The sequence below is a fragment of the Aeromonas sp. A35_P genome (assembly GCF_002259925.1).
In the GTDB taxonomy this organism is placed as follows: Bacteria; Pseudomonadota; Gammaproteobacteria; order Enterobacterales; family Aeromonadaceae; genus Aeromonas; species Aeromonas dhakensis.
Genome location: NZ_NEVB01000198.1, coordinates 36,896 through 63,282 on the forward strand (window position 1 = coordinate 36,896; position 26,387 = coordinate 63,282).

The following is a 26,387-nucleotide window of genomic DNA, read 5'->3' on the forward strand; positions in this document are numbered from 1 at the left end:
GAAGCATCTTGGACTTCATTGCCGTGCATTATATTACCCGGATCTGGTCGCTTAGTGAACGTCGCGCCAGAATTCCTTCTTCAACAGCACAGTGAAGATGAAGAAGATCACGATGAAACCAAGCACCCAGAAGCCCATGCGTTCGCGCTCCTGTAGTACCGGTTCAGCCGAGTAGACCAAGAAGTTTACCAGATCCAGCACCGTCTGATCATACTCTTCGTTATTCATTTCACCGTTGCCGTCAGATTTGATGCTGACAACCTGCTGAACGTCGACACCATCGACCTGGTGGGTCGCAAACTCGGCGCGGGGCGTCCCCTGCAGCGGCTCCAGCACGTGAGGCATGCCCACGGACGGGAACACGGCGTTGTTCACCCCGAATGGACGGGTCTCGTCCACGTAGAAGGAACGCAGATAGGTGTAGATCCAGTCCGCACCACGCACCCGGGCGACCAGCGTCAGATCGGGGGGCGGCGCACCGAACCACTTGGCCGCATCCTTGTCCGGCACCGAGTTTTCCATCAGATCACCGATCTTGGCGCCATTGACGATCAGATTGGCCGCCATCAGGTCTTCCGGGATGCCGATGTCTGCCGCCACCCGGTTGTAACGCTGGTACTGGGTGCTGTGACAGCCAAAGCAGTAGTTCATGAAGGTGGCGGCACCACGCTGCAGGGACGCCTTGTCGTTCAGATCATAGTGAGCCTTGTCCAGATGCACGGCCCCGGTGTTGGCAAACACCAGTGACGGCAGCAGGGTCAGCACTGCAAATATTATTTTTTTCATTTGAATGTCACCCTTTCCGGCAGCGGCTTGGTGCTTTCATTCTTGCTGTAGAAGAACAGCAGGACGAAGAACCCGAAATAACCCAGGGTACAGATCTGGGCGATCAGCGTCAGGGTCGGAGTCGATGGCAGTACGCCGAGCACCCCGAGAATGATGAAGCAGATCACGAACTGGGCGATGTTCAGCTTGTGCAGGGTGCTGCGATAACGCACCGAACGCACCTTGCAGCGATCCAGCCAGGGCAGCAGGAACAGCACCACGATGGAGAGGCCCATCATGATGACGCCCAGCAGCTTGTCCGGTACCGCCCGCAGAATGGCGTAGAAGGGGGTGAAGTACCAGACGGGTGCGATGTGAGCCGGGGTCTTCAGGCCGTTGGCCACTTCAAAGTTCGGCTTCTCGAGGAAGTAACCCCACATGTCCGGCTTGAAGAAGATGATGGCGCAGAAGAAGAACAGGAAACCGGCTACGCCGATCATGTCCTTGACGGTGAAGTAGGGGTGGAATGCCACCGCATCCAGCGGCCAGCCGTTCTCATCCTTGTGCTTCTTGATGTCGATGCCATCCGGGTTGTTCGAACCCACTTCGTGCAGCGCCAGGATGTGCATGGCAACCAGCATCACCAGCACCAGCGGCAGAGCGATGACGTGCAGCGCGAAGAAGCGGTTGAGGGTAGCGCCAGAGATGACGTAGTCACCCCGGATCCACAGGGTCAGATCGTCGCCGATGACCGGAATGGCACCGAACAGCGAGATGATGACCTGCGCGCCCCAGAAGGACATCTGGCCCCACGGCAGCAGGTAGCCCATGAAGGCTTCCGCCATCAGGCAGAGGAAGATCAGCATGCCGAAGATCCACAGCAGCTCGCGCGGCTTCTGGTAGGAGCCGTAGATCATGCCGCGGAACATGTGCAGGTAGACCACGATGAAGAAGGCGGACGCGCCGGTGGAGTGCATGTAACGCAGCAGCCAGCCGTAATCCACATCCCGCATGATGTACTCCACGGAGGCGAAGGCACCTTCGGCGGAGGGGTTGTAGTTCATGGTCAGCCAGATGCCCGTGATGATCTGGTTGACCAGCACCAGCATGGCGAGCGAGCCAAAGAAGTACCAGAAGTTCAGGTTCTTGGGCGCCGGATACTTGGCCATGTGGTCGTTGTACATGGCGGTGAGCGGAAAACGATAGTCAATCCAGCCCATCAGTTTGGCAAACATGGTCAGGCCTCCTTGCCATCGGCACCGACCAGGATGGTGGTGTCGCTAAGATATTGGTACGGCGGAATGACCAGGTTCAAGGGCGCAGGCACCCCCTGGAACACTCGACCAGCCATGTCGAACTTGGAGCCATGGCATGGGCAGAAGAAACCGGAAGTCACCCCCTGCACCTGTTCGCCGAAGTTGTCCGGCAGGTAGGAGGGAGAGCAGCCCAGGTGGGTACAGATACCGACAGCCACGAAGATCTCCGGCTTGATGGATCTGTAGCCATTGTGGGCATAGTCGGGTTGTTGGGGCTCGTCAGAAGCCGGGTCGCGCAGCTTGTCGTCATGCGCGGCCAGGGCATCCAGTGTCTGTTTGGTGCGTTTCACCACCCAGACCGGCTTGCCTCGCCACTCAACACGGATGAGCTGGCCTGGTTCCAACTTACTGATATCCACTTCAACCGGAGCACCCGCAGCTTTGGCTTTGGCACTCGGGTTCCATGACTTAATAAACGGCACTGCGGTAAAAGCAGCTCCTACCCCACCAACGGCGACCGTTGACCAGGTAAGAAATCTGCGGCGACCGGTATCAACTGGCGCATTGCTCATCCAAAAACTCTCCCATGTGGACTCCGCACATTCTTATTGTGTCCCTGTTCCCCTTTCTTCCGTGACAACAGCGGCGGAAGCGGAGTTACAATTGTCACAGAAAAACCGAGGGAATTTTAAAGAAAAGATAACAACTTGACAAGAAAGAGAAGCGAAGGTCAAAAACAATAAATACACAATTTTTTGTCTTTTGTGACGTGGTGTTAGCAATACCGTTCGTAATATTACCAATAAAAAAAGCCTGGCACATGGCCAGGCTTTTTTGACACTCGCGAGAGTGCGTACAAAAAGCGAATTAACGCTTGGAGTACTGCGGACGCTTACGAGCTTTGTGCAGACCGACTTTCTTACGCTCAACCTTACGGGCATCACGAGTAACAAAGCCAGCTTTACGCAGTTCGGAACGCAGGGTTTCATCGTACTGCATCAGAGCACGAGTGATACCGTGACGGATCGCACCAGCTTGACCGGAGATGCCGCCACCGTTAACGGTGATGAACAGATCCAGTTTCTCGGTCATCTCAACCAGTTCCAGCGGCTGACGAACTACCATGCGGGCGGTCGGACGGCCGAAGTACTGCTCCAGGGAGCGCTGGTTGATTACGATTTTACCGCTACCCGCTTTGATGAATACGCGAGCAGTGGAGCTTTTGCGACGGCCAGTACCGTAGTATTGATTTTCTGCCATGTTGCCAGTTCCCGATTAGATATCCAGTACTTGAGGTTGCTGAGCAGCATGAGCGTGCTCGGCGCCTGCGTAAACTTTCAGTTTACGGAACATGGCACGGCCCAGCGGACCCTTCGGCAGCATGCCTTTGACGGCAGCTTCGATTACCATTTCCGGTTTACGCTGAATCAGCTTGTCGAAGCTGATGGACTTGATACCACCCGGGAAACCGGAGTGAGCGTGGTACATTTTGTCGGTAGATTTCTTACCGGTTACGTGTACCTTCTCGGCGTTTACAACGATGATGTAATCACCGGTGTCAACGTGCGGAGTGTACTCGGCTTTGTGCTTACCACGCAGACGAGCAGCGATCTCGGTTGCGATACGACCCAGAGTTTTACCTTCTGCGTCCACAATGTACCAGTCACGTTTTACGGTTTCTGGCTTGGCAACGAAAGTTTTCATTAAGTTAAACCCAATTACCTGTTACAGACCCAATTGCTTATGGGGGCTCTCCCACAAACAACAAACGATGGCCTACCTGTACCCCTTCGAATACAAGTAAAGCTTAAAGTGTTGCTGTCTTATCGACAGCTGTAACGTGGGCCGGGCGATTATAAGTGAAGTTGCCTTAAATATCACCTGCTAATTTCACTGCCATGAAGCTAGCAAATGTCGCCCGGCCCTACCTGCCGCAGATGCCCATCCGACTGGCAGGCGCGGTATTGTGACTAAGGAAGGTGCACTCTGGCAAGGTATTCGTGCGATTGCATTTCCTGAAGTCGTGAAAGACAACGTTGGAATTCGAAATCCAGCAGCCCGTGACCGTAGAGTTCCTGCATGGGCACCGCCGCCGACATGATGAGCTTGACGTGCCGCTCATAGAACTCGTCCACCATGGCGATGAAGCGGCGCGCCGCATCATCCGTGCCTGCCCCCATGGGCTGCACATTGGCCAGCAGGATGGTGTGAAACAGCCGAGCCAGCTCGATATAGTCGCTCTGGGAACGGGGTGTGCAGCAAAGTTGCTCGAACTCCATATAGAGCACACCTTCCCCCATCCCCAGCGACGCCAGCTGACGGTGGTTGATCTCGACCTGGCCCGGCAGGGCCTGCTGAAGCCCGGTTAATTGTTGAAAATAGAGCTCGAGATTGGATTTTGCCTGCCGATCCAGCGGGAAGTGATAAATCTCCGCCTGCTCCAGCGTGCGCAAGCGATAATCGATACCGCCATCTACGTTAAGTATCTCGCAATGACGCTCTATGAGGGCAATGGCCGGTAGAAAACGGGCACGTTGCAAGCCGTTTCGATACAAATCCTGCGGCGGTATGTTCGAGGTCGCCACCAGCACGACCCCATGGCCGAACAGCTCCTGGAACAGGGTCCCCAGCAGCATGGCATCTGTAATGTCGGAGACGAAAAATTCGTCGAAGCAGATGACGTCGGTCTCGTCGGCCAGCTTGCGGGCGATCAGCTTGAGCGGATCGGCCTGACCGGTCAGTCCCTTGAGCTCATCGTGCACCCGGTGCATGAAGCGGTGGAAGTGGATACGCAGTTTGCGCTCCCCGGGCAGGCTGTCGAAAAAAGTATCCATCAGCCAGGTCTTGCCTCTGCCCACGCCACCCCACATATATAGCCCCAGGATGGGCGTACGGGGCTTCGGCTTTTGCAGCCAGCCCAGCAGACCGCGGGATCTGGTCGGAGTCGGGGTTTGGCACAAATCCTGATAGAGTCGCTCCAGACGGGCCACGGCCATCGCCTGAGCGGGGTCGGCCACGAAGCCGGGGCGCTGCAAATCCTGCTGATATTTTTGCTGCGGGGTCATCCTGTCAATTGCCTTCAAGTCCCTGAATGAAGGACAAAATGGTATCACGCCCTCGGGGTGCACGGTATAGTGCCATCAAGGCGTAGCGGCCGTTCAGGCCGCATTAACATACATTGGTTTAGCTGTAACAAGGAGCATCTATGAGTCTGTTAAACGGGATCCTGCTGGCTGTCGCCGCCTTGATTATCGGTATCATCATCGGTCGCTTCACAGTGCGCAGCCGGGATGCCGGCCGTCTGGAACAAGAACTGAAGAAGGCTCACAAGGAACTGGAAAGCTACCAGGGTCAGATCAATACCCACTTCGCCGACAGTGCCGCCCTGATGGAGCAGTTGGCCGAGCAGTACCAGACCCTTTATCGCCATATGGCGGAGCAGAGCAAATTCCTGGCCAAGGCCCAGGAACCGCTGTTCCGTGAAACCCTGCTCGACGAGAGCAGCGATGTCCCGGCCAATGAAGAACCGGGTGTGCCGCCCCGTGACTATGCAGGGGCCTCCGGTCTGCTCAAGCAGTCCAGTTAGTTCCCCGCGGAACTAATTGCGCTGTATCGTGGTCAGACCTTCACGATTGCATTGCAACTTTTTCTGGGAGCTGTTTTTCATATGCGTAAACCTCTTTCTGTGCTCAGTGTGTTAGCCCTCAGTGTCGGTATCGCCATGTCTGCGGCCCCCGTGCAGGCTGCACTGCCCTCCCTTTTGGCGAACAATCAGGAGATGCCGAGCCTGGCGCCGGTACTCGAACAAGTCACCCCTGCCGTGGTCAACATTTCCGTCTCCGGCAAGAAGATCACCCGCCAGCGTCTGCCGGAACAGTTCCGCTTCTTCTTCGGCCCCAACATGCCTGACGAACAGGTAAGCGAGCAGCCCTTCCAGGCGCTCGGTTCCGGCGTCATCATCGATGCCAAGAAGGGTTACGTGATCACCAACGCCCACGTGGTCCACGAGGCGGACGAGATCAAGGTCAACCTGAAGGATGGCCGTGAATACGCCGCCAAGAAGATCGGCGAAGACAAGCAGTCCGACATCGCTCTGCTGCAAATCAAGGCCGAGGATTTGGTGCAAATCAAATTCGCCGACTCTGACGAGCTGCGGGTCGGTGACTATGCGTTGGCCATCGGCAACCCATTCGGCCTCGGCCAGACCGTCACCTCCGGCATCGTCAGTGCGCTCGGTCGCAGCGGCCTCAACATCGAGAACCTGGAAAACTTCATCCAGACCGATGCGGCCATCAACTCGGGTAACTCGGGTGGCGCCCTGCTCAACCTGCGTGGCGAGCTGATCGGCATCAACACCGCCATCCTGGGCCCCAACGGCGGCAACATCGGCATCGGCTTTGCCATTCCGTCCAACATGGTGCGCGACCTGTCCGAACAGATCGTGAAATACGGTGAAGTCCGCCGTGGCCAGCTGGGCATCATAGGGACCGAGCTCACCTCCGAAGTGGCCAAGACCTTCGGCTATAACAAGAAGGACGGCGCCTTCGTCAACCAGGTGATGCCTGACTCTGCCGCCGCCAAGGCCGGCATCAAGCCGGGCGACATCATCGTCAGCATCGACGGCAAGGCAATCCGCTCCTTCGGCGAGCTACGGGCCAAGATTGCCACCATGGGGGCCGACAAGCAGGTGGCGCTGGGCCTGATCCGCGATGGCAAGGAGCAGACCGTCAAGGTCACCTTGAAGAAGGCGGATGACAGCGAAATCCTGGCCAGCGCGCTGCACCCGGCACTGGAAGGGGCCAAGCTGAGCACCACCAGCGAGCCGGTCACCGGCGTGGCCGTCTCCGAGATCGATCCGCGCTCCCCTGCCGCCGCCTCCGGTCTGCAGAAAGGCGACGTCATCATCGGCGTCAACCGCCTGCGCATCAACTCGCTGGAAGAGCTGAGCAAGGCACTGAAGAACAAGCCGGATGTGCTGGCCCTCAACATCCAGCGCGGCGACTCTTCGCTCTACCTGGTAATTCGTTAATCTCCTCTCACCCGCGGCGCCTGCCGCGGGTGATTTTTATCCACCGATAGTGTTATTCTCTGCCCGCTCTATGTACGGATGAGAATGACATGAAAATCCCCCCTATAGTCAGTTACTTGGGCAAGTCTGTCGGCTTCGGTCTCACCGTGGCGGCGCTACTGTTGCTGCTGTTTCCCAATTTTCGAGGCGGGGCCCAACTGCCCGGCCTCATCACCAATGCCCGTGAACTGAGCTTCTCCTACGCGGCGCACCGCGCCGGCCCTGCCGTCGTCAACATCTATACCCGCAGCTTCGCCCGCAATCAGGGCAACCAGACCGAACTCAGGCCGCAGGGACTGGGCTCCGGCGTCATCATGAACCAGCGCGGCCACGTGCTGACCAACTACCACGTCATCGCCGATGCGGACCAGATCATAGTCGCGCTGCAGGACGGACGGGTGTTCAGCGCCGAACTGGTCGGCACCGACCAGCTCACCGACCTAGCGGTGCTCTACATCGAATCGGACAACCTGCCGGTGATCCCGCAGGATCCGGAGCGGCTGCCCGACGTGGGCGACGTGGTGCTCGCCATCGGCAACCCCTACAACGTCGGCCAGACCATCACCCAGGGTATCATCAGCGCCACCGGCCGCATCGGCCTCTCCAGCATGGGGCCGGACAGCAACGGCCGGCAGGATCTGCTGCAGACCGACGCCGCCATCAATGAGGGCAACTCGGGGGGCGCCCTGGTCAATGCCCGCGGCGATCTGGTGGGCATCAACACCGCCGCCTACCACCTCAATGGCAATCAGGAGAGCTACGGCATCAGCTTCGCCATTCCCTACAAGCTGGCCAAGCGCATCATGGATGAGCTGATCGCCAACGGCCGGGTGATCCGCGGCTACCTCGGTATCTCCAGCGTCGAGATCAACCCCATCGTCGCCCGCATGATGAACCTGGGTGACCTTCGCGGCCTGGTGGTGGAGAGCCTGGATCCCAACGGGCCCGCCACCAAGGGCGGGCTGAAGCGGGGCGACGTGCTGCTCAAGATCAACGGCGAGGCCATCAGCGGCGTGCGGACCGCCATGGACAAGATCGTCGAGAGCCGGCCCGGCACCAAACTCACCATCTCGGTGATCCGCGACGGCAAGCCGCTCGAGGTAGAGGTCATCATCGAAGAGGATCTGCGCTACCAAAACCGGGCCAGCGCCAGCGCGGCCACCGCCAGCTGACATCACCCATCGACGGGGCGAGGAATCGCCCCTTCTCCTCCCTTTCCCCCGCCCGGCCGTGAGGCGACTCACAGTTTCAGCCAAGAGCCACCAGCCCCTCATCCAACGCCAAGTGCGCCCCTGATCACACAAAACAAGCGCCAATGAGCACTCTTTTCCGCTTGATGCCGCAAAAGCGGCTTCAATTGGCCAGCTGGCGCGCGAATTTCCACTTCGAATAGGAAAAACAGTACCTCCTCTCCCGGACATGACCGGCTTAGGGTAACGCTATCCCTTCTGCCAGCCTTGGAGAGCAGACATTGCACACAGAGACCCATGACCAGCCCCTGACCCCGGACAGCCCGGCCCTGTTGCGCCAAACCGACCAGATCCTGGCGCGCATCCATATCCTGCTGGCCGAACAGGGCATTCGCCCCAACGAGGTACAGCAGCAGATGCTGGCCTCTCACGTCAAAGCCATGGTGTGGCGCTCCCACAGTGGCGAGCCGCTGCCGGAAGTCGACCTCAGCCTGTTCGAGGAGATCTCCCCCCTATCCCTGCGTCTGGCCGAGCAGGTCGTCAGCTGGCTGGAACGGCTCGCCTATGAAGAGGCACACCTCTTGTCCGTCCATTTTGAAGTAGCCAAAGAAAACGAACTCAGTTCAGTCAAAGGAGAATGCTAAATGACAGCCATCAAACTCGTGATCGGTGATCGCCTCGGCAAGGGCCAGAAAGTGGGTGTAGGCGCGGAAGCCGCCGGTGCCAGCGTAACAGTCATCCCCGGCATGGCCGCCGACATGAAGCTCGGCGACGTGATGAACAAGGAGCAGGCAGATCTCGGCATCTCCTTCTGCGGCAGCGGCGGTGCCGGCGCCATCACGGCCCAGACCAAGTACGGCTACAAGTGCCGCTACGGTATGCGCTCCATCGAAGAGGGCGTCACCGCCATCAACGAGGGGTGCGTAGTGCTCGGCTTCGGCTTCATGGACAAGGAAGAGTTGGGCCAGAAGCTGGTCGAGGCGTTCGCCAAGAAACACGGACGCGCATGATGAAAGAGGACTTCACCACCCAGGTCACCGTCAACGGCAAGGGCGCGACTAGTCAGCAGGCGTTCGCCGCCGCCCTCAGCCAGGTGCAATCCACGCTGCTCAAGGACAACCCGCGGGTGCTGCTGCGCATCGAACCGGTCGAGGTCGAGGTGATCGAGGCCGAGGAGTCGGTCCGGGTGGAGAAGTTCCTGTTCTTCTTCCTGCCGCGCCAACGCCACGAATACCGGGTTCGGCTCGCCATCACGGTCAGGGTCACCAGCCTGGATACCGACAAGGTGACGTTCACCCGGGTGTGACGCCGCCCGCGGCAACACCGCCACAAGAAGGATACATGGGATGTTTCTAATCATATTTATCAAGTCACTCATCATTGGCGGCCTGGTTGGCGTCGGGGTGGGGGCCGGCGCGGCACGGATGTTCCATGCCCCGACCGTGCAGGGGATGGGCGCCTTCCGAACCCTGGGCGAGCTCAACTCCTGCGAAGGGGACCCCGCCTCCCACTTCTCGTTTGGTCTGGGCTTCTTCTTCAACGCCTGGGCCTCCACGGTCGCAGCCGGCGCCTTCACCCAGGACGTGGATCACCGCATCCTGCCGAACTGGGGCGCGGCAGCCCTGATGATCAAGAATCGGGATCTCGCCACCACCCTGCATGACCCGAAAAAGATGGCCATCGCCTGCGGCATCATAGGTGCCATCGTGGTCGCCTTCCTCAACAGCACCGCCGCCGCCGTGCCGGCCGCTCTGCAGGTCACCGCGGTCAAGGTACTCGTGCCGGCTGCCAACCTGCTGGTCAACACCGTCATGCCGGTGATCTTCTGGCTGGCCGCCATCGAGGCGGGCAAAAAGTCCGGCTTCTGGGCCACCATCTTCGGCGGTCTGGCCCAGCTCATCATGGGCAACGCGGTACCGGGTCTGGTGCTCGGCATCCTGATCGGCAAGGGGGTGGAAGAGAGCGGCTGGAACCACGTCACCAAGGTGATGATGGCCGCCATCGTCCTGCTGTTCGTGCTGAGCGGCTTCTTCCGCGGCTTCGACATGAAACTCATCGAGTCCTTCCATCTGGGTGTTCCCCTGTGGCTGGAAAACGTCCATAACCTGCTGAGCGGCAAATAAGGGGTCACGCCATGGATGAGAAACTGAAAAACAACTTCTGGTATGCCGACTGGTCCTTCCCCATCTTTGTCGGCCTGCTCTCGGCCGGGGTCTTTGCCGGTACCCACATGTTCTACCTGTACGGGGTCGGCGCCTTCAACGAGGTGGCCTTCGTCGCCATGCTCAAGGCCGGCATGGACACCGGCGCCTACGGCGCGGTGGCGGCCTTCGGCGCCAGCTTCCTGTTTGCCCGCATCATCGAGGGCTCTCTGGTGGGGATCCTGGACATCGGCGGCGCCATCCAGACCGGGGTGGGCCTCGGCGTGCCCGCCCTGCTGCTGGGGGCCGGCATCATCTATCCGGTGGAGAACTTCCCCGCCTCGCTGGTGACCGGCATGGTGATTGGTCTGGCCATCGGCTATGTGATCATCCTGGCGCGCAAGTTCACCATCAACCAGAGCAACTCCACCTACGGGGCAGACGTCATGATGGGGGCTGGCAACAGCTCGGGCCGCTTCCTCGGCCCCCTCATCATCCTCTCCGCCATGGGTGCCTCCATCCCCATCGGCATCGGCTCCCTGCTGGGTGCGCTGCTGTTCTACGTATGGGGCAAGCCCATCACCGGTGGCGCCATCCTGGGGGCCATGCTGCTGGGTACCTTCTTCCCGGTTGCGCTTGCATAACCATCCGCCGCCCTGCGGGGCGGCACGCTAGAGGCCATCAGCATGTACGACATCATCATCAGAGCGGGGCGCTAGGGAGATGGCCGGCTCGTCGATATCGCCATCAGGGAGGGCAAAATCGCCGCCCTCGGCTCCCTGCCGGAGACGGCAGCGGCGCAGCAGACCCTGGATCTCGGCGGCCGGGTGCATGTGAGCGCCGGCTGGATCGACGGCCACACCCACTGCTACCCCGCTTCCCCCATCTATCACGATGATCCGGACAAGGTGGGCGTGGAGTCCGGCGTCACCACCGTCATCGACGCCGGCAGCACCGGGGCCGACGATGTGGATGACTTCCAGCGTCTCGCCGCCGGCTGCAAGACCCGGGTGCGCGCCCTGCTCAACATCTCCCGCATCGGCCTGCTGCGCCAGAACGAGCTGGCCGACAGCCGGGACCTCGACATGGAGCTCGCCTCGGCGGCCATTGCCCGCCACCCCGGCTTCATCGTCGGCATTAAGGCGCGGATGAGCGGCAGCGTGGTGGGTGAGAACGGCCTGCAGCCGCTGCGCATGGCCAAGGCACTGCAACAGGCCCACGGCCAGCTGCCGCTGATGGTACACGTGGGCAACACGCCGCCGGATCTGGACGAGATCGTCGCCCTGCTGGGGGATGGCGATCTGCTGACCCACTGCTTCAACGGCAAGCCCAACCGCATCCTGACCCCGGCCGGTGAGCTGCGCCAGGCGGTGCGTGAGGCGATGCAGCGGGGCCTCTTGCTCGACATCGGCCACGGCGGTGCCAGCTTCAGCTTCGAGGTGGCGGAACTGGCCATTGCCCAGGGGATCCTGCCCCGCACCATCAGCTCCGACATCTACTGCAAGAACCGCATCAAGGGGCCGGTCTACAGCCTGGCCCACGTGATGTCGAAGTTTCTCACCATCGGCATGACCCTGGAGCAGGTGCTGGCCTGCGTCACCCACCATGCCGCCGATGCCCTGCACCTGTCCGGCAAGGGGCGGCTCGAGGTGGGCGCCGATGCCGATCTGACCCTGTTCGAGGTGATGAGCGGCCCTACCCTCTTTACCGATACCGAAGCCGGCGCCCGCAATGGCGATCGGCAGTTGCTGCCGCTCGCCGCCCTGGTCGGTGGTGAATTGGTTCTGACTCACTATGGGAAATCACACCATGCCTTCTGTGTATGAGAAATATCAGCTCAAACCGGTGATCAACGCCTCCGGGCGCATGACCATTCTCGGCGTCTCCACCCCCGAGCAGGAGGTGGTCGACGCGGTCAACTTCGGCCTCGGCCACTACTTCGAGGTGAAGGATCTGGTCAACAAGACCGGCGCCTACCTGGCCGGCTTGCTGGATGTGGAAGATGCGGTGGTAGTCTCTTGCGCCAGCGCCGGCATCGCCCAGTCGGTGGCCGCAGTGATCGTGCGCGGCGACCCCTACCGCCTCGAGCAGTTGCACGCCCATGCCCACAATGTGCCGAGCGAAATCGTGCTGCCCAAGGGGCACAACGTCAACTTCGGCGCCCCGGTCGGCACCATGGTCAACCTGGGTGGCGGCAAGGTGGTGGAGGCCGGCTACGCCAACGAGTGCTCTGCCGCCCAGCTAGCCGCCACCATCAATGCCAATACCGCCGCCATCCTCTACATCAAGTCCCACCACTGCGTGCAGAAGAGCATTCTGTCGGTGGCCGAGGCAGCCGAGGTGGCCAAGGCCCACGGGCTCCCGCTCATCGTCGATGCGGCGGCCGAGGAGGATCTGCGTCTCTATTACAACCTAGGGGCGGATCTGGTCATCTACAGCGGCGCCAAGGCCATCGAGGGGCCCACCAGCGGGCTGGTACTTGGCAAGCATCAGTACGTGGAGTGGGTCAAACAGCAGGCCAACGGCATCGGCCGTGCCATGAAGGTGGGCAAAGAGGGGATCCTCGGCCTCACCCACGCCATCGAGCGCTATCTGGCCAAAGAGAAGGAGAGCGGCGCCGCCATGGTCGCCAAGATGACCCCCTTCATCGAGCGGCTCAACCAGCTGCCCGGCGTCGAGGCCCGGGTGGTGTGGGACAGCGCGGGGCGCGACATCGCCCGCACCGATATCGCCTTTGACCACCAGCAGATCGGCATGACCACAGTGCAGGTCGTCGCCCGTCTGCAGCAGGGCACGCCTGCCATCTACTGCCGCGGCTACAAGGCCAACGAGGGGCACATCGAGATAGACGTGCGCAGCGTCACCCTGCCCCAGCTCGACCAGATCCACTCCGCTATTGCCCACCTCGTTCAGGAGAACAACTGATGTCTTTGACTCCCAATTACTACCGCGATCGGGTCTGCCTCAACGTGCTGGCCGGCTCCCGACAGAATGCCGTCGACATTTATGAGGCCGCCGAGGGCCACGTGCTGGTCGGTGTGCTCTCCAAAAACTACCCGGATGTGCCCTCCGCCGTCGCTGACATGCAGGCCTACGCCAAGCTTATCGACAATGCCCTCTCCATCGGGCTGGGGGCCGGCGATCCGCGCCAGTCCGCCATGGTGGTCGAGCTGGCTCGCCAGCTGCAGCCCCAGCACGTCAACCAGGTGTTCACCGGGGTCGGCGCCAGCCGGGCGCTGCTCGGCCAGTCTGACACCCTCGTCAATGGCCTTGTCTCTCCCACCGGCACCCCGGGGATGGTGAAGATCTCCACCGGCCCCCTGAGCAGCCAGCAGCCCGACGGCATCGTCCCCATCGACACCGCCATCGCCCTGCTCAAGGACATGGGCGGCAGCTCGGTCAAGTTCTTCCCCATGGGCGGGCTGGCCTGCCGCGCCGAGTATCAGGCAGTGGCCGAGGCCTGCGCTCGCCACGGCTTCTGGCTGGAGCCCACCGGCGGCATCGATCTCGACAACTTCGAGGAGATAGTGCGAATTGCGCTGGATGCCGGGGTTGAGAAGGTGATCCCCCACGTCTACAGCTCCATCATCGACAGCGCGAGCGGTCAGACCCGTCCCGAGGACGTGCGGACCCTGCTGGCCAAGGTGAAGCGGCTGATGGCTTGATCGCCCTCAGGCACCGGTCCGATCACTGGCCGGTGCCTGGCTTGTCATTGACTCGCTTGTTAACATCGATTTTCTATTCCGCGACAGGAGTCCGATCCCCCCTCATGACCAAGCTGCCCCACCCCAGACTCCAGCAACTGCTCACCCTGCTCCACGCCGAACCGCTGCCGCAGGAGGAGCTGGCCCGCCGCCTCAATGTCTCCACCCGCACAGTACGCACCGACGTGGCGACCCTCAACGAGATCATCGCCACCCGGGGTGCCCACCTGATCCACCAGCGCGGCAGCGGCTATCAGCTCAAGATCTACAATCAGGAGCTGTTCGAGGCGCTGCTGGCGGCCCAGGAGCAGGAGAGCGGATTGCCTCGCACCAGCCGCGAGCGGGTGCTGCACCTGCAGATCCTGTTGTTGACGGCGGAGCAGGGCATCAAGCTCGACGAGCTGGCGGACACCTGGTATCTGAGCCGGGCGGCGCTGCAGGGGGACATGGCGGAGGTGCGGGAGCAGCTCGCCCACTTCGACCTCGCCATCGACAGCAAGCCCAGGCAGGGGATGCGGATCTAGGGGGGGGAGACGGCCATTCGCGCCTGTCTCACCCAGCTGCTCTATCAGGAACTGCTGCACAGTAACCCACTGCAGAGCCTGCTGCCCAACCTCTGTCCCAGCAAGACGCTGGAGGTAGTGGGCAATCACATCCACGAGCAACTCGGCCGCCACCAGTTGCGCCTGGCCGACGAGAGCCTGCAGCAGCTCGCCATCTACTGCGCCGTCGCCCTGCTGCGCCAGGCCGCGGGCCACGAGCTGCGCCAATTCACCGGCGAGGATCTCACGGCGCCGCTGCTGGCCGTCGCCCGCGACATCTATGGCGAGCTGCCGACCCTGACCCCGCCGGGGGAAGAGGAGATAGCCTGCCTCGCCATCCAGATCCAGGCCCGTCTCACCGCCGATGCCCCCCAGCTCAGCCCGGCCATGGCGGCCGAGAGCGAACAGCTGGTGGAGCATCTGCTGGCCTACATCCACCAGCACTATCCCTATGACCTGCGCGGCGATCTGCAACTGCGGGCCGACCTGCAGACCCATATCAGCGCCATGCTGCTGCGGGTCAAATACCAGATCGGCAGCCACAATCCGCTGGCGGACCACATCAAGCAGTATTACCCCCTCGCCTACGACATCACGCTGGCGGCCATCTCGGAGTGGATCAAGCAGACTCCTTACCGGCTGACCCACCACGAGATAGGCTATCTGGTGATCCATATCGGGGTCGGACTGGAGCGCCACTACGACATCGGCTACACAAGGCGCCCTCAGGCGCTGCTGCTGTGCGATGCGGGCAACGCCACCTTTCGGGTGCTGGAGGCCCGCATCAAGCGGGAGTATCCCCAGCTGCAGTTGACCACGCTGGAGTCGGTGCGGGATTACGAAGGGCTGGCGCGGATCGAACAGGACTTCGTCATCACCACCATCAAGGTGAGCGACAAGAACGTGCCCGTGGTGCAGGTCGCCCCCTTCCCGACCCAGTACCAGCTGGAGCAGCTCGGCAAGCTGGTGCTGATCGATCGCACCCGCCCCTACCTGCTCGACAAGTACTTCGATGCCGACCACTTCATGGTGGTCAGCGAACCGCTCAGCCAGGGGGCGCTGTTTGATCGCATCTGCAGCCAGCTGGAAGCGGAGGATCTGGTGGAGAGCGGCTTTCGGGGATCCTTGCAGGAGCGGGAGCGGATCGTCTCCACCCTGCTGGGGGACGGTATCGCCCTACCCCACTCCCTCGGTCTGCTGGCGCGCCGCACCCTGGTCTATACCGTGCTGGCCCCCCAGGGGATCGACTGGGGCAACGGCGAGAGCGCCACCCTCGTCTTCGTACTGGCCATCGCCAAGGCCGACTACGAAGAGGCGATGGGGCTCTACGACCTGTTCCTGGCCTTGATGAACGAAAAAGCCAGCAGGAGTCTGCTGGCTTGTCGGGACTTTACCGCCTTCAAGGCGCTGGCACGCAGCGCGCCTTGAGCACGAAGGGGCCCGCTACTCCTCGTTGAAACCCGAGGTGAACAGCGCCACCACGGCGGCCAGGGCCTCCACTTCCTCTGGCCCCTCCACCTGAACTTCCACCTGCTTGCCCTGGGCGGAGTCCAGCATCAGCAGGCCGATCACGCTGTCCGCATCGGCCTCGACCCCCTCTTCGTTGCGCAGCAACACGTGGGCATCGAACCCCTGCACCAGCTCGAACAGCATCATGGCCGGTCTGGCATGCATGCCCAGTTTGTTTTTCACTTCCACCGAGGCTGAGACGGTCATCTGATCTTCCTATTGGTCCATCAAAATTGCGGCGCACTCTTGTCGAGGGTGCGGTGGCGGATCTGGACGTTCTTGCCCAGCAGGCGAAAGGCGCCGGCCAACTGTTCGGCAATGAACACTGATCTGTGCTGGCCACCGGTACAACCGATGCCGACCGTCACATAGCTGCGATTGTTGCGCTCCAGGTGGGGCAACCAGGTCGCCAGCATGTTCTCGATCTGCAGGATGAACTGCATCACGTCGGGCTGGCTGGAAAGGTAGCGGGCCACCGGCTCATCCTTGCCGGTGAACGGTTTGAGCTCAGGGATCCAGTGCGGATTTGGCAGGAAGCGGGCGTCGAACACGAAGTCGGCATCCTTGGGGATACCGTACTTGAAGCCGAACGACTCGAACACCAGCACCAGCTCGTTCTCCTTCTTGCCGAGCACCCGGGTCTTGATGAGCTCGCTCAGGTCGTGAATGCTGAGGTTGGTGGTATCGATACGCAGGTCGGCTGTCGAGGAGAGCGGCGCCAGCAGGTGGGTCTCTTCCCGGATCGCCTCGTCGAGCGACAGCTTGTTGCGCGACAGGGGGTGCAGCCGGCGGCTCTCGCCGTAGCGCTTGAGCAGGGTGGAGTTTTCAGCATCGAAGAAGAAGCTCGTGAACTCCACACGCCCCTCGTTGCGTACCTGAGCCAGCAGGGTTTCCAGCTTGTCGGAACTCGCCGGCAGGTTGCGCACGTCGATGCTGACCGCCAGCTTGTCATACTGGCTCTCGACCGACACGATCAACTGGGGCAGCAGGTTGACCGGCAGGTTATCCACGCAGTAATAACCGAGATCCTCCAGCACACGCAGGGCAACTGTCTTGCCCGAGCCGGAGCGCCCACTCACCACTATTAATTGCATCTTGTTCCCTCACCGCTTGGCGTCATTGCAAGGGCCTGCATCTCAGGCCGATGTCATGATCTGATAGAGTTCTTCATCGCTGGTTGCCTGGCGCAACTGGCGGCATACCGCCTTGTCGCCCAGTTTGGATGCCATCAGGGAAAGGGTCTTGAGGTGCTGCTTGCACTCGCTTTCCGGCACCAGCAGGGCAAACAGCAGGTCAACCGGTTGATTGTCGATGGAATCGAAGGGGATAGGCTCTGCGAAGGTCATCAGGATCGCGGTCGGCGGAAACTCGTCGCCGATCCGGCCATGGGGAATGGCGATACCGGCACCGATCCCGGTACTGCCCATCTTTTCTCGCGCCAGCAGGCACTCGAAGAGCACCTGACGAGAGGTCCCCAGGCGCTCAGCGGCTAACTCGCTGATGATCTCCAGGGCGCGTTTCTTGCTGGTACAAGGGACCGCACTTTTGGTGCAGTCCCGACTCAGTATGTGTTCAAGTTGCATGGTTATTTTTGGTTTAACTTATCTTTGTGCTTGATGATCTGCCGATCCAGCTTGTCCAGCAGGGTATCAATCGCCGCATACATGTCGGCATGCTGCGAGTTGGCGAACACCTCACCCCCGCTGACATGCAGCTTGGCTTCGGCGATCTGGTTCAGTTTTTCTACGCTCAACACCACATGAACATTGTTGATGTGGTCAAAGTGACGCTCGAGTTTGGCAAATTTGTTGTTCACATAATCACGCAGAGCTTCGGTGATCTCGACATGGTGTCCGGTCAGGTTGATTTGCATAACGTCTTCCTTTTGTTTTGCCTAAACCAGGCGTTTGCGCTGATTGGATGGCGGGATCAACAAGGATTCACGGTACTTTGCGATCGTGCGTCTCGCCACCATAATACCCTGTTCGGCCAGCAAATCCGCGATCTTGCTATCACTTAGCGGCTTGGCGGGATTCTCCGCCGTGACCAGCTTCTTGATGAGCGCGCGAATTGCGGTCGATGAGCACTCTCCTCCTCCCTCGGTGTTTACATGGCTGGAGAAAAAAAACTTCAGTTCGAAGATGCCGCGCGGCGTGTGCATGTACTTCTGGGTCGTCACCCGCGAGATGGTCGACTCGTGCATCTCCACCGCTTCGGCGATGTCGTTGAGCACCATGGGTTTCATGGCCTCTTCACCGTATTCGAAGAAGCCCTGCTGCTGCTCGACGATGCAGCTGGCCACCTTGAGCAGGGTGTCGTTGCGACTCTCCAGACTCTTGATGAACCACTTGGCTTCCTGCAGGTGGGAGCGGATGAACTGGGTATCCTGACTGGTGCGGGCCTGTCTGGCCATGGCGGCATAGGTCTCATTGACCCGGATGCGCGGGGCCGAGTCCGGGTTGAGCTCGACCACCCACTTGTTGCCCTTCTTGACCACGGAAACATCCGGGATCACGTACTGGGATTCGCTCTGGATGACGCCGTTGCCGGGCCGCGGCTCCAGCTGCTGGATGAGATCCAGCACCTCCTTGAGGTCGTTCTCCTTCAGCTTGGTCTTGCGGGCCAGGGTGCGGTAATCGCGGTTGCCGAGCAGATCCATGTGCTCAAGGATCACCTCCCTGGCTTCGTTGAGCCAGGGCAGATCGGGTGAGTACTGGCCCAGCTGGATCAGCAGGCACTCCTGCACCGAGCGGGCGGCGATGCCGACCGGATCGAAATGCTGCACCCGCTTGAGCACGGCCTCCACTTCATCGAGCTCCACCTCGACATCCTCGCTGCTCACCGCCGCCTGAATATCCTCAAGCGACACCGTCAGGTAACCGGATTCGTCGATGGCATCTATGATGGCGAGGGCGATGGCGGCATCCACGTCGCTGAACGGGGTCAAGCGCATCTGCCACAACAGGTAGTCCTGCAGGTTCTCGGTGGTCTCACCCTGATAGACGCTGTCTTCCCCGTCATGGATGGGGCCTGCGCTCTGGGCCGTGCCGGCCGAATAGACCTCTTCCCAGGTGGTATCCACCGGCAGTTCGTCCGGCATCTGATCCTGGGCCATGGCATCGCTGGAGTCGAGCTGGCTGACGTCCACCTGGTCGACCGGGCTGGTCTCCTGAACGTCGTTTTCCTCTTGCTCCAGCAAGGGGTTGTTGTCGAGCGCTTGCTGAATTTCCTGCTGGAGTTCCAGAGTGGAGAGCTGGAGCAGACGAATCGCTTGTTGTAATTGCGGCGTCATGGTCAGGGACTGACCGAGACGCAACTGTAATGTCGGCTTCATCTACGTCGGGATATCCTTATGGTCAGCGAGGCAGTCGTCACAGGAAATGAAGAGATGCCCCCTTACTATAGACTGAATTGATCGCCCAAATAGACGCGCTTGACCTGCTCATCGGCGAGTATTTCCGCCGGTGCACCTTCGGCAATCATCTTGCCGTGGCTGACGATATAGGCCTTCTCACATACGTCCAGAGTCTCTCTGACGTTGTGGTCGGTGATCAAGACGCCCAGGCCTCTATCTTTGAGGTGCTGGATGATCTTCTTGATGTCTATCACAGAAATGGGGTCTACCCCGGCAAAAGGTTCATCCAGCAGGATAAAACGCGGCTCTGCCGCCAGTGCACGGGCGATCTCGACCCGGCGCCGCTCACCGCCCGACAGGCTCTGCCCCAGGCTGTCGCGGATATGGGTGATGTTGAACTCTTCCAGCAGCTGCTGGACCTTGTCCTCCCGCTCCTCGCGGCTCAATCCCTTGCGGGTCTGCATGACCCCCATCAGGTTGTCAAACACCGACAGGCGCCGGAAGATGGAGGCCTCCTGCGGCAGATAGCCGATGCCGTTGCGAGCACGGATATGCATGGGTTGCAGGCTGATGTCCTGATCATCGATGGTGATGAGACCGGCATCGCTCTGTACCAGCCCCACGATCATGTAGAAGGAGGTGGTCTTGCCGGCACCGTTCGGGCCGAGCAGGCCGACGATCTGACCGGTGCCCACTTCCAGACTCACGTCGCTGACCACCATGCGGCGCTTGTAGCTCTTCTGCAGGCCGGCTGCTTTCAACACTGCCATGGTTTATTTTCCCTGCTTCTTCTGATCGGCCGGCTTGTCGAAACTCTCGACCTGATCCGGCAGGAACACCGTCTTGACCCGCTGGTTCGGGGTCTTGCTCTCGGCAACCATCTTCTGTTTGACGATGTCGTAGCGAATGAGATCGCCATTGACCTGGCTGTCTTCCTGCTTGAGCTGACCATCGCCGGTAATGGTTACCAGCCGGTTCTTCAGCTCATAGCGGATGCTGTTGCCGTGGGCATTGACCGGCTTACCGTTGTCCAGGATCTGGAAGAAGGTGGCTGGCTTGCCATAGGCCGTCATCACCTCGGCCCCCTTCTCACCGGAGCGGATTACCACCACCTTGTCGGCCTTGATCTTGATGGAACCCTGGGTGATGGTCACATCCTGTTCGAAGGTGATGCGGTTGTCCTGCAGCTCGGCCACTTGCTTGACCGCGTCCACATAGACCTTCTCGGCAAAGTCGGACTCTTTGGCGCTCACGGTGCCGCACAGCAGCAGGGCCGCGAGGGCCAGATTAGCGTTTTTCATTGAAATAGATGGCATGGCCCTGATCCAGTAATTCGAAATATTTGCGTTCCAGATGACCCTTCAGGCCAACGCCCTCGGTCTGGAAGTCCTTACCCACTATGCTGACCTGCTGATTGCTTCTCACGTTCTGGGTCACCAGATCCAGCTCCAGATAGGGGGTATCCAGCGTGGAGATGAAGGAGGTGGGCAGCAGACCATCCAGATGCACCTTGTCCCGCAGGATCACGTTGTCATCCGTATTGAGCACCCCGGTCTCGGCGTTGACCTTCCACTCGGCTTCGCCCTGCTTGTCGAACATGTAGACCACCGGCTTGTCGAAGGTGGCCTGTTCCAGGATCTGGTAATACTCCGCGTAGCGGGACTCCAGTCGCTCGGTGCGCAGCCCCTCGGCATTGAAGCGGGTCGTCACCAGATTCTTGGCGGTGAAGTCCGGCTGATAATTTTCCACCTTGGTGGTCGGCTCCGGCGCCAGCTCGATATCGCCGAGCTGCCAAGCCGCCAGCGCCACCAGAAACAGCAGGGCGAACAACAGGGTCTGTCTGCTCATACCGAGGCCTCTGGCTGATAATCACCCAGCCCCTGGGCCTGCAGGATGAGATCACACACCTCGCGCACCGCCCCCACCCCACCGCCCAGCCGGGTCACCATGTCGGCGCGCGCCAGCACCAGCGGATGGGCGTCGGCCACGGCAATGCCGAGGCCGCAGGCCTTCATCACCGGCAGATCGATGGTGTCATCCCCCATATAGGCTGCTTGCGATGCATCCAGCCCCAGCTTGGCCAGCAGCGCCTCGAAGTGGGGCAGTTTCTGATCCGCCCCCTGCACCAGATGCTGCACCCCCAGGCTCTTCATCCGATCGCTGACGATGCGGGAGTTGCGCCCGGTAATGATGGCAATCTCGATGCCGGCATTGAGCAGCGCCCGCATGCCGGCGCCGTCGCGAGTGCAGAAGGTTTTCAGCTCTTCGCCGTCATTTCCCATGTAGATGAGGCCGTTGGAGAGCACCCCGTCCACATCGCACACCAGCAGGCGGATTTGCGCCGCCTGATCAAACTGGCTGCGCGTCACCGGACCATAGAGGGTCGGTACGTTTTGCATCAAATTACTCCGGCTTTCAGCAGGTCGTGCATGTTGAAGGCCCCCAGCGGGCGCTTGTCGCCATCCACGACCAGTAATCCGTTGATCTTTCTGGTTTCCATCAGCTTGACGGCCTCGGCCGCCATCATCTCTGGTCCCACGGTAACACAGTTCACCGTCATGACGCGGCTGATCGGGGTGTGATGGATATCCACCTGCAGATCCAGAATGCGGCGCAGGTCGCCATCGGTGAACAGGCCGGCCAGCACGCCGTTGCCATCAACCACAGCCGTCATGCCGAGTCCCTTGCGGCTCACTTCCAGCAGTGCCTGGCTGATGGTGGCATCTATCCCCACCAGGGGCAACAGCTCGCCGCTGTGCATCAGATCGCCGACTCGCAGCAGCAAGCGCTTGCCGAGCGACCCGCCCGGGTGAGAGAGCGCGAAATCGTCAGCGGTAAAACCGCGGGCTTCCAGCAGGGCCACCGCCAGCGCATCCCCCATCACCAGGGTCGCTGTTGTGCTGGAGGTCGGTGCCAGCCCCAAGGGGCAGGCTTCTTTCTCCACCTTGATGCACAGATGCACGTTGGCCTCTTTAGCCATGGTGGAGGCCGGGTTGCCGGTCATGCAGATGAGCGGAATGCCGCGGCGCTTGAGTACCGGCAGCAGGGCCAGGATCTCGTCGCTCTCACCGGAGTTGGAGATGGCGATGATGAGATCGCCGCCGGAGATCATCCCCAGATCGCCGTGGCTGGCTTCACCCGGGTGCAGGAAGAAGGCGGGAGTGCCGGTGCTGGCCAGGGTCGCAGCTATCTTGCTTCCGACATGACCTGACTTGCCCATGCCGGTGACCACTATCTTGCCACTACAGCGCAGTATCATCTCGCACGCCTGATCGAAGGCATCGTTCAGGTACTGGTAGAGTCCATCAATCGCTTGTTTCTCGATGTCCAGCACGGTACGGGCGCTGCGACGAAAATCGAACAGTTCAGACACTTTTTCAGACTTTACAGACATAAAGGCACAGCTCCGGGCTGAAATTTGCTGCGGGATTATAAAAAAGTCTGTCGAGATAAGCGAATCGGATACTTCTTGGGCGTAAAAGAGAGACAATTGGTTACAAAAAACTGTCGCGCGTCTGGATGGGCAGACTGTTCAATAGTTGTTCCTTGCTGTTGCTTAGACCTAGACTAGCCCATAAAATTCGCTCTTCATTTACACCGGATGGACAATTGTTTGAACGATGACCTGATCACCATCTCCGACCTGACCTTCAGTCACGGAGATCGGCTGTTATACGACGGGATAAACCTGACCATTCCCCGTGGCAAGGTCACTGCGGTCATGGGCCCCAGCGGCATCGGCAAGACCACCTTGCTGCGGTTGATCGGCGGCCAGCTCAAGCCCGAGTCCGGTCATATCCTGTTTGACGGGGAAGATATCCCTACCCTCTCCCGTTCGCGCCTGTACGAGGTGCGCAAGCGGATGAGCATGCTGTTCCAGAGCGGTGCCCTGTTTACCGGCATGACGGTATACGACAACGTGGCCTTCCCGCTGCGCGAGCACTCCGGCCTGCCGGAGGAGCTGATCCACACCATCGTCATGATGAAGCTGCAGGCGGTGGGTCTGCGCGGTGCGGCAAAGCTGATGCCCTCCGAGCTCTCCGGCGGCATGGCCAGACGCGCGGCGCTGGCCCGTTCCATCGCGCTGGATCCGGACCTCATCATGTATGACGAGCCGTTCGTCGGCCAGGATCCCATCACCATGGCGGTGCTGGTGAAGCTCATCAAGGATATGAACGATGCCCTCGGCATCACCTCCGTCATCGTCACCCACGACGTGAAGGAGGTGCTGAGCATCGCCGACTATGCCTATATCATCGCCAACCGCAAGGTGGTGGCGCACGGCACGCCGGCCCAGCTGCGCGAGGAGCACAATCCCGAGGTCGAGCAGTTCCTGCAGGGACTGCCCGACGGTCCTGTTCCGTTTCATTTTCCGGCAGGCGAGCTGCTACAGGATCTCTGATGTTGACAAGCCAGGTAAGCAAACTGGGGCGAAGCGGGGTGCGGTTCATCAGCGCCATCGGCCGCGCCACCATCATGTTGTTTCACGCGTTGGCGGGCAAACCCGCGCCGCGCAAGCACTTTCCGCTGCTGGTACAGCAGCTCTATGTGGTCGGGGTGCAGTCGGTCGCCATCATTCTGGTGTCGGGCCTGTTCATCGGCATGGTGCTCTCGCTGCAAGGCTACAACGTCCTGAAGGACTTTGGCGCCGAACAGAGCCTGGGCCCGCTGGTCTCCCTCTCCCTGCTGCGGGAGCTGGGTCCGGTAGTGACCGCCCTGCTGTTTGCCGGTCGTGCGGGCTCCGCCCTCACCGCCGAGATCGGTCTGATGAAGGCCACCGAGCAGCTCTCGAGCCTCGAGATGATGGCGGTGGATCCGCTGCGTCGGGTGGTGGCGCCGCGCTTCTGGGCCGGGGTCATCAGCATGCCGCTGCTGGCCTTCATGTTCAGCCTGATCGGCATCTTCGGTGGCAAGCTGGTCGGTGTCGACTGGCTGGGGGTCGATGAGGGGGGCTTCTGGTCCGCCATGCAGGCCTCCGTCGACTGGCAGGATGACATCATGCAGGGCGCCATCAAGAGCCTGATCTTCGCCCTGGTGGTCACCTGGATTGCGCTCTTTAACGGTTATGATGCCAAGCCGACCTCGGCCGGGATCAGTCAGGCCACGACCCGTACCGTGGTCCACTCCTCCCTGGCCGTGCTCGGCCTGGATTTTATACTCACCGCAGTCATGTTTGGATAAGGTAAAGATGAAGTTCAGCAAAGTAGAATTCCTGGTTGGCACCTTCATGCTGGCCGGCATCGGTGCCATTCTGGCATTGGCACTGCAAGTGGCCGGTTTGAGTTTCAAACCGGAAGGAGAAACCTATACCCTGCGCGCCCATTTCGATAATATCGGCGGCCTGAAAGTACGCTCTCCGGTCAAGGTGGGCGGCGTGGTGGTCGGTCGGGTCAGCGACATCAGCCTGGACGCCAAGAGCCAGGTTCCGGTCGTCTCCCTGCAGATGCAGAAGAGCGCCGGCGAGTTCTCCGAGACCAGCACCCTCTCCATCCTGACCTCAGGCCTGCTGGGTGAGCAGTACATCGGCCTGGTACCCGGTTTTACCGATGAGGAGATGGGCACCAGCATGCTCAAGGATGGCGACATGATTGAAGACACCAAATCCGCCATTGTGCTGGAAGACCTGATTGGCAAGTTCCTCTACAGCCAGTCTTCCGACACCAAGTCAGACAGCAAGTAAGGAGTAACCATGTTCAAGAAGATCGCCCTGTTGCTGGGCCTGATGACCAGCATGCTGTTTTCCCTGACCGCGCAAGCCACCGACGCCACCGACCCCTACGCCCTGGTGGATCAGGCGGCCAAGCAGACCTTCGCCCGCCTGAAATCCGATCAGGCCCAGGTGAAGAGCAACCCGGACCACCTGCGGGTGATCATCCGCGAAGAGCTGCTGCCTTACGTGGACAACCGCTTCGCCGCCTACAAGGTGCTCGGCAACCAGATCAAGCAGACCACCCCGGCCCAGCGTGACGCCTTCGTCGAGGTGTTCACCGAGTACATGGTGAGCTCCTACGCCGACGCCCTGGCCCATTTCGACAAGCAGACCGTCAAGGTCGAGCCGGGCAAGGCCGCCGGTGACAGCAACATCACCGCCGTCAACGTCAGCGTGAAAGAGGCCGGCAAGCCGGACATCTTCCTCGAGTTCAAGCTGCGCAAGAACAACAAGACCGGCGAATGGAAAGCCTTCGACATGGTCGCCGAGGGGATTAGCCTGCTCTCTGCCAAACAGAACGAGCTGGGTGGCCTCATTCGCCAGAACGGCATCGATGCGGTGATCGCCCAGCTGCGCGCCCACAATGCCAAGCCGCTGGTGCTCAAGTCATGAGACTGAGCGGCGAGCTGCAGGCGGCTCAGGTGATTGAGCTGTGGCAACGGCGGGCTGACTGGTGGCAGGAAGATCTGCTCGAGCTCGGCGACGTGACCACGCTGGATTCCGCCGGGCTGGCCCTGCTGGTCAAATGGGCCAAAGCCGCTCTGGCACGAGGCGCCACACCGCAACTGGTGGGCGCCTCCGCTGATTTCTATACCCTGGCCAACCTCTACGGGGTGGCCGGATTGTTTCAATCAACCCCGCTCACAACTGAGGACGCATAATGCAAGTCTCTGAAATTGAAGCGATACTCCTCGAGGCTCTGCCATTGTCCGAAGTCCATGTCAAAGGGGATGGCAGTCACTACCAAGTGATCGCCGTCGGTGACATGTTTGACGGCATGAGCCGGGTCAAGAAGCAGCAGGCCATCTATACCCCGCTGATGGACAAGATCGCCAGCAACGCCATTCACGCACTCTCCATCAAGGCCTTTACCGATGCCGAGTGGAAACGCGAACGTAAATTTCTACTGCCCTCCTGATTTGGTATC

32 protein-coding genes and 2 pseudogenes are annotated in these 26,387 nt (G+C 60.5%); 18 read left to right on the forward strand and 16 right to left on the reverse strand.

What is annotated here, in order from left to right:
* Positions 1-51: 51 nt before the first annotated feature.
* From CAK78_RS13805 to zapE, 6 genes are all read right to left on the reverse strand, one after another.
* Positions 52-786 (reverse strand): cytochrome c1, encoded by a 735-nt coding sequence (locus CAK78_RS13805; protein WP_094697645.1) that lies wholly within the window; start codon positions 784-786, stop codon positions 52-54.
* Positions 783-2,000 carry a cytochrome b gene (locus tag CAK78_RS13810; protein ID WP_094697646.1) on the reverse strand — a complete coding sequence of 406 codons (1,218 nt, stop codon included), beginning with the start codon at positions 1,998-2,000 and terminating at the stop codon, positions 783-785. The genes CAK78_RS13805 and CAK78_RS13810 overlap by 4 nt, the downstream gene beginning before the upstream one ends.
* A gap of 2 nt (positions 2,001-2,002) precedes the next feature.
* On the reverse strand, positions 2,003-2,593 hold the full coding sequence (gene petA, locus CAK78_RS13815) for a ubiquinol-cytochrome c reductase iron-sulfur subunit (RefSeq protein ID WP_005305890.1): 591 nt from the start codon (positions 2,591-2,593) through the stop codon (positions 2,003-2,005).
* Between the two features lie 295 nt (positions 2,594-2,888).
* The gene (gene rpsI, locus CAK78_RS13820) at positions 2,889-3,281 is read right to left on the reverse strand and encodes a 30S ribosomal protein S9 (protein ID WP_005305893.1); all 393 of its coding nucleotides are present in this window, start codon (positions 3,279-3,281) and stop codon (positions 2,889-2,891) included.
* A 15-nt stretch (positions 3,282-3,296) separates the two neighbouring features.
* Positions 3,297-3,725, reverse strand: a complete 429-nt coding sequence (gene rplM / locus CAK78_RS13825) for a 50S ribosomal protein L13 (RefSeq protein WP_005305895.1) — start codon at positions 3,723-3,725, stop codon at positions 3,297-3,299.
* 266 nt (positions 3,726-3,991) lie between these two features.
* Positions 3,992-5,086, reverse strand: coding sequence for a cell division protein ZapE (gene zapE / locus CAK78_RS13830; RefSeq protein WP_094697647.1), 1,095 nt, complete (start codon positions 5,084-5,086; stop codon positions 3,992-3,994).
* Positions 5,087-5,226: 140 nt separating this feature from the next.
* Between zapE and CAK78_RS13835 the strand changes: the two genes are divergently transcribed.
* The 12 genes and pseudogenes from CAK78_RS13835 (at position 5,227) to CAK78_RS13895 (ending at position 16,094) form a co-directional block, all read left to right on the forward strand.
* On the forward strand, positions 5,227-5,607 hold the full coding sequence (locus CAK78_RS13835) for a YhcB family protein (RefSeq protein ID WP_005305902.1): 381 nt from the start codon (positions 5,227-5,229) through the stop codon (positions 5,605-5,607).
* A gap of 81 nt (positions 5,608-5,688) precedes the next feature.
* Positions 5,689-7,050, forward strand: a complete 1,362-nt coding sequence (locus tag CAK78_RS13840) for a Do family serine endopeptidase (RefSeq protein ID WP_042049868.1) — start codon at positions 5,689-5,691, stop codon at positions 7,048-7,050.
* A gap of 89 nt (positions 7,051-7,139) precedes the next feature.
* A complete protein-coding gene (gene degS, locus CAK78_RS13845; RefSeq protein ID WP_094697648.1) occupies positions 7,140-8,261 on the forward strand; it encodes an outer membrane-stress sensor serine endopeptidase DegS in 1,122 nt (373 codons plus the stop codon).
* A 299-nt stretch (positions 8,262-8,560) separates the two neighbouring features.
* Positions 8,561-8,923 (forward strand): PRD domain-containing protein, encoded by a 363-nt coding sequence (locus tag CAK78_RS13855; RefSeq protein WP_005305914.1) that lies wholly within the window; start codon positions 8,561-8,563, stop codon positions 8,921-8,923.
* On the forward strand, positions 8,924-9,289 hold the full coding sequence (locus CAK78_RS13860; protein ID WP_094697650.1) for a glycine-rich SFCGS family protein: 366 nt from the start codon (positions 8,924-8,926) through the stop codon (positions 9,287-9,289).
* Positions 9,289-9,585 (forward strand): DUF4312 family protein, encoded by a 297-nt coding sequence (locus CAK78_RS13865; RefSeq protein WP_094697651.1) that lies wholly within the window; start codon positions 9,289-9,291, stop codon positions 9,583-9,585. Before CAK78_RS13860 ends, CAK78_RS13865 begins: the two co-directional genes overlap by 1 nt.
* A 40-nt stretch (positions 9,586-9,625) precedes the next feature.
* Complete coding sequence (locus tag CAK78_RS13870; protein WP_017784945.1) at positions 9,626-10,402, forward strand: DUF4311 domain-containing protein; 777 nt, start codon at positions 9,626-9,628, stop codon at positions 10,400-10,402.
* A gap of 11 nt (positions 10,403-10,413) precedes the next feature.
* Positions 10,414-11,064, forward strand: a complete 651-nt coding sequence (locus tag CAK78_RS13875; protein ID WP_017766404.1) for a DUF4310 family protein — start codon at positions 10,414-10,416, stop codon at positions 11,062-11,064.
* Positions 11,065-11,106: 42 nt separating this feature from the next.
* A pseudogene (locus CAK78_RS13880) lies at positions 11,107-12,246 on the forward strand (amidohydrolase/deacetylase family metallohydrolase).
* Positions 12,230-13,345 (forward strand): DgaE family pyridoxal phosphate-dependent ammonia lyase, encoded by a 1,116-nt coding sequence (locus CAK78_RS13885; protein WP_094697652.1) that lies wholly within the window; start codon positions 12,230-12,232, stop codon positions 13,343-13,345. The pseudogene CAK78_RS13880 and the gene CAK78_RS13885 overlap by 17 nt, the downstream one beginning before the upstream one ends.
* Positions 13,345-14,085 carry a 2-dehydro-3-deoxy-phosphogluconate aldolase gene (gene dagF, locus CAK78_RS13890; protein ID WP_094697653.1) on the forward strand — a complete coding sequence of 247 codons (741 nt, stop codon included), beginning with the start codon at positions 13,345-13,347 and terminating at the stop codon, positions 14,083-14,085. Before CAK78_RS13885 ends, dagF begins: the two co-directional genes overlap by 1 nt.
* Before the next feature lie 104 nt (positions 14,086-14,189).
* A pseudogene (locus CAK78_RS13895) lies at positions 14,190-16,094 on the forward strand (BglG family transcription antiterminator).
* Between the two features lie 15 nt (positions 16,095-16,109).
* On the opposite strand, the gene npr reads toward CAK78_RS13895, so the two are convergent.
* The 10 genes from npr to CAK78_RS13945 form a co-directional block, all read right to left on the reverse strand.
* A complete protein-coding gene (gene npr, locus CAK78_RS13900) occupies positions 16,110-16,382 on the reverse strand; it encodes a PTS phosphocarrier protein NPr (RefSeq protein WP_005305943.1) in 273 nt (90 codons plus the stop codon).
* Positions 16,383-16,402: 20 nt separating this feature from the next.
* Complete coding sequence (gene rapZ, locus CAK78_RS13905; RefSeq protein WP_005305946.1) at positions 16,403-17,269, reverse strand: RNase adapter RapZ; 867 nt, start codon at positions 17,267-17,269, stop codon at positions 16,403-16,405.
* A gap of 42 nt (positions 17,270-17,311) precedes the next feature.
* Positions 17,312-17,758: a PTS IIA-like nitrogen regulatory protein PtsN gene (gene ptsN, locus CAK78_RS13910; protein WP_005305951.1), complete on the reverse strand. Its 447-nt coding sequence runs from the start codon at positions 17,756-17,758 to the stop codon at positions 17,312-17,314.
* A gap of 2 nt (positions 17,759-17,760) precedes the next feature.
* Positions 17,761-18,048, reverse strand: a complete 288-nt coding sequence (gene hpf / locus CAK78_RS13915; protein ID WP_005305957.1) for a ribosome hibernation promoting factor — start codon at positions 18,046-18,048, stop codon at positions 17,761-17,763.
* Between the two features lie 21 nt (positions 18,049-18,069).
* Positions 18,070-19,509 carry an RNA polymerase factor sigma-54 gene (locus CAK78_RS13920; RefSeq protein WP_094697654.1) on the reverse strand — a complete coding sequence of 480 codons (1,440 nt, stop codon included), beginning with the start codon at positions 19,507-19,509 and terminating at the stop codon, positions 18,070-18,072.
* A gap of 65 nt (positions 19,510-19,574) precedes the next feature.
* Entirely contained in the window at positions 19,575-20,300 is a 726-nt protein-coding gene (lptB, locus tag CAK78_RS13925) for an LPS export ABC transporter ATP-binding protein (RefSeq protein ID WP_005305964.1), read from the reverse strand.
* 3 nt (positions 20,301-20,303) lie between these two features.
* Complete coding sequence (gene lptA / locus CAK78_RS13930; protein ID WP_010635928.1) at positions 20,304-20,831, reverse strand: lipopolysaccharide transport periplasmic protein LptA; 528 nt, start codon at positions 20,829-20,831, stop codon at positions 20,304-20,306.
* On the reverse strand, positions 20,818-21,378 hold the full coding sequence (gene lptC, locus CAK78_RS13935; protein WP_010635927.1) for an LPS export ABC transporter periplasmic protein LptC: 561 nt from the start codon (positions 21,376-21,378) through the stop codon (positions 20,818-20,820). Before lptC ends, lptA begins: the two co-directional genes overlap by 14 nt.
* Positions 21,375-21,929 carry a 3-deoxy-manno-octulosonate-8-phosphatase KdsC gene (gene kdsC, locus CAK78_RS13940; RefSeq protein WP_094697655.1) on the reverse strand — a complete coding sequence of 185 codons (555 nt, stop codon included), beginning with the start codon at positions 21,927-21,929 and terminating at the stop codon, positions 21,375-21,377. Before kdsC ends, lptC begins: the two co-directional genes overlap by 4 nt.
* Positions 21,929-22,924, reverse strand: coding sequence for a KpsF/GutQ family sugar-phosphate isomerase (locus CAK78_RS13945; protein WP_094697656.1), 996 nt, complete (start codon positions 22,922-22,924; stop codon positions 21,929-21,931). Before CAK78_RS13945 ends, kdsC begins: the two co-directional genes overlap by 1 nt.
* Positions 22,925-23,131: 207 nt before the next feature.
* Here CAK78_RS13945 and mlaF point away from each other — a divergent pair, with 207 nt between their 5' ends.
* From mlaF to ibaG, 6 genes are read left to right on the forward strand one after another with little or no spacing between them, the layout of a single operon-like run.
* Entirely contained in the window at positions 23,132-23,932 is an 801-nt protein-coding gene (mlaF, locus tag CAK78_RS13950) for a phospholipid ABC transporter ATP-binding protein MlaF (protein ID WP_094697657.1), read from the forward strand.
* On the forward strand, positions 23,932-24,711 hold the full coding sequence (gene mlaE / locus CAK78_RS13955; RefSeq protein ID WP_005305981.1) for a lipid asymmetry maintenance ABC transporter permease subunit MlaE: 780 nt from the start codon (positions 23,932-23,934) through the stop codon (positions 24,709-24,711). Before mlaF ends, mlaE begins: the two co-directional genes overlap by 1 nt.
* 7 nt (positions 24,712-24,718) lie before the next feature.
* Positions 24,719-25,210, forward strand: coding sequence for an outer membrane lipid asymmetry maintenance protein MlaD (gene mlaD, locus CAK78_RS13960; RefSeq protein ID WP_005305985.1), 492 nt, complete (start codon positions 24,719-24,721; stop codon positions 25,208-25,210).
* Positions 25,211-25,219: 9 nt separating this feature from the next.
* Complete coding sequence (mlaC, locus tag CAK78_RS13965) at positions 25,220-25,852, forward strand: phospholipid-binding protein MlaC (RefSeq protein ID WP_005305988.1); 633 nt, start codon at positions 25,220-25,222, stop codon at positions 25,850-25,852.
* Positions 25,849-26,121: an STAS domain-containing protein gene (locus CAK78_RS13970; RefSeq protein WP_005305991.1), complete on the forward strand. Its 273-nt coding sequence runs from the start codon at positions 25,849-25,851 to the stop codon at positions 26,119-26,121. The genes mlaC and CAK78_RS13970 overlap by 4 nt, the downstream gene beginning before the upstream one ends.
* Positions 26,121-26,378 (forward strand): BolA family iron metabolism protein IbaG, encoded by a 258-nt coding sequence (gene ibaG, locus CAK78_RS13975; RefSeq protein ID WP_094697658.1) that lies wholly within the window; start codon positions 26,121-26,123, stop codon positions 26,376-26,378. Before CAK78_RS13970 ends, ibaG begins: the two co-directional genes overlap by 1 nt.
* Positions 26,379-26,387: the final 9 nt, after the last annotated feature.

Excerpts from the sequence above, each read along its gene's own strand:
- rpsI (WP_005305893.1), bottom strand. The coding sequence starts at position 3,281 with ATGGCAGAAAATCAATACTACGGTACTGGCCGTCGCAAAAGCTCCACT.
- CAK78_RS13860 (WP_094697650.1), top strand. The coding sequence starts at position 8,924 with ATGACAGCCATCAAACTCGTGATCGGTGATCGCCTCGGCAAGGGCCAG.
- CAK78_RS13870 (WP_017784945.1), top strand. The coding sequence starts at position 9,626 with ATGTTTCTAATCATATTTATCAAGTCACTCATCATTGGCGGCCTGGTT.
- CAK78_RS13810 (WP_094697646.1), bottom strand. The coding sequence starts at position 2,000 with ATGTTTGCCAAACTGATGGGCTGGATTGACTATCGTTTTCCGCTCACC.
- kdsC (WP_094697655.1), bottom strand. The coding sequence starts at position 21,929 with ATGCAAAACGTACCGACCCTCTATGGTCCGGTGACGCGCAGCCAGTTT.
- mlaE (WP_005305981.1), top strand. The coding sequence starts at position 23,932 with ATGTTGACAAGCCAGGTAAGCAAACTGGGGCGAAGCGGGGTGCGGTTC.
- CAK78_RS13945 (WP_094697656.1), bottom strand. The coding sequence starts at position 22,924 with ATGTCTGTAAAGTCTGAAAAAGTGTCTGAACTGTTCGATTTTCGTCGC.
- mlaD (WP_005305985.1), top strand. The coding sequence starts at position 24,719 with ATGAAGTTCAGCAAAGTAGAATTCCTGGTTGGCACCTTCATGCTGGCC.
- ibaG (WP_094697658.1), top strand. The coding sequence starts at position 26,121 with ATGCAAGTCTCTGAAATTGAAGCGATACTCCTCGAGGCTCTGCCATTG.
- mlaF (WP_094697657.1), top strand. The coding sequence starts at position 23,132 with ATGGACAATTGTTTGAACGATGACCTGATCACCATCTCCGACCTGACC.
- mlaC (WP_005305988.1), top strand. The coding sequence starts at position 25,220 with ATGTTCAAGAAGATCGCCCTGTTGCTGGGCCTGATGACCAGCATGCTG.
- CAK78_RS13840 (WP_042049868.1), top strand. The coding sequence starts at position 5,689 with ATGCGTAAACCTCTTTCTGTGCTCAGTGTGTTAGCCCTCAGTGTCGGT.
- lptA (WP_010635928.1), bottom strand. The coding sequence starts at position 20,831 with ATGAAAAACGCTAATCTGGCCCTCGCGGCCCTGCTGCTGTGCGGCACC.
- lptB (WP_005305964.1), bottom strand. The coding sequence starts at position 20,300 with ATGGCAGTGTTGAAAGCAGCCGGCCTGCAGAAGAGCTACAAGCGCCGC.
- dagF (WP_094697653.1), top strand. The coding sequence starts at position 13,345 with ATGTCTTTGACTCCCAATTACTACCGCGATCGGGTCTGCCTCAACGTG.
- CAK78_RS13805 (WP_094697645.1), bottom strand. The coding sequence starts at position 786 with ATGAAAAAAATAATATTTGCAGTGCTGACCCTGCTGCCGTCACTGGTG.
- zapE (WP_094697647.1), bottom strand. The coding sequence starts at position 5,086 with ATGACCCCGCAGCAAAAATATCAGCAGGATTTGCAGCGCCCCGGCTTC.
- npr (WP_005305943.1), bottom strand. The coding sequence starts at position 16,382 with ATGACCGTCTCAGCCTCGGTGGAAGTGAAAAACAAACTGGGCATGCAT.
- petA (WP_005305890.1), bottom strand. The coding sequence starts at position 2,593 with ATGAGCAATGCGCCAGTTGATACCGGTCGCCGCAGATTTCTTACCTGG.
- CAK78_RS13875 (WP_017766404.1), top strand. The coding sequence starts at position 10,414 with ATGGATGAGAAACTGAAAAACAACTTCTGGTATGCCGACTGGTCCTTC.
- CAK78_RS13920 (WP_094697654.1), bottom strand. The coding sequence starts at position 19,509 with ATGAAGCCGACATTACAGTTGCGTCTCGGTCAGTCCCTGACCATGACG.
- hpf (WP_005305957.1), bottom strand. The coding sequence starts at position 18,048 with ATGCAAATCAACCTGACCGGACACCATGTCGAGATCACCGAAGCTCTG.
- ptsN (WP_005305951.1), bottom strand. The coding sequence starts at position 17,758 with ATGCAACTTGAACACATACTGAGTCGGGACTGCACCAAAAGTGCGGTC.
- rplM (WP_005305895.1), bottom strand. The coding sequence starts at position 3,725 with ATGAAAACTTTCGTTGCCAAGCCAGAAACCGTAAAACGTGACTGGTAC.
- CAK78_RS13970 (WP_005305991.1), top strand. The coding sequence starts at position 25,849 with ATGAGACTGAGCGGCGAGCTGCAGGCGGCTCAGGTGATTGAGCTGTGG.
- lptC (WP_010635927.1), bottom strand. The coding sequence starts at position 21,378 with ATGAGCAGACAGACCCTGTTGTTCGCCCTGCTGTTTCTGGTGGCGCTG.
- degS (WP_094697648.1), top strand. The coding sequence starts at position 7,140 with ATGAAAATCCCCCCTATAGTCAGTTACTTGGGCAAGTCTGTCGGCTTC.
- CAK78_RS13865 (WP_094697651.1), top strand. The coding sequence starts at position 9,289 with ATGAAAGAGGACTTCACCACCCAGGTCACCGTCAACGGCAAGGGCGCG.
- CAK78_RS13885 (WP_094697652.1), top strand. The coding sequence starts at position 12,230 with ATGCCTTCTGTGTATGAGAAATATCAGCTCAAACCGGTGATCAACGCC.
- rapZ (WP_005305946.1), bottom strand. The coding sequence starts at position 17,269 with ATGCAATTAATAGTGGTGAGTGGGCGCTCCGGCTCGGGCAAGACAGTT.
- CAK78_RS13835 (WP_005305902.1), top strand. The coding sequence starts at position 5,227 with ATGAGTCTGTTAAACGGGATCCTGCTGGCTGTCGCCGCCTTGATTATC.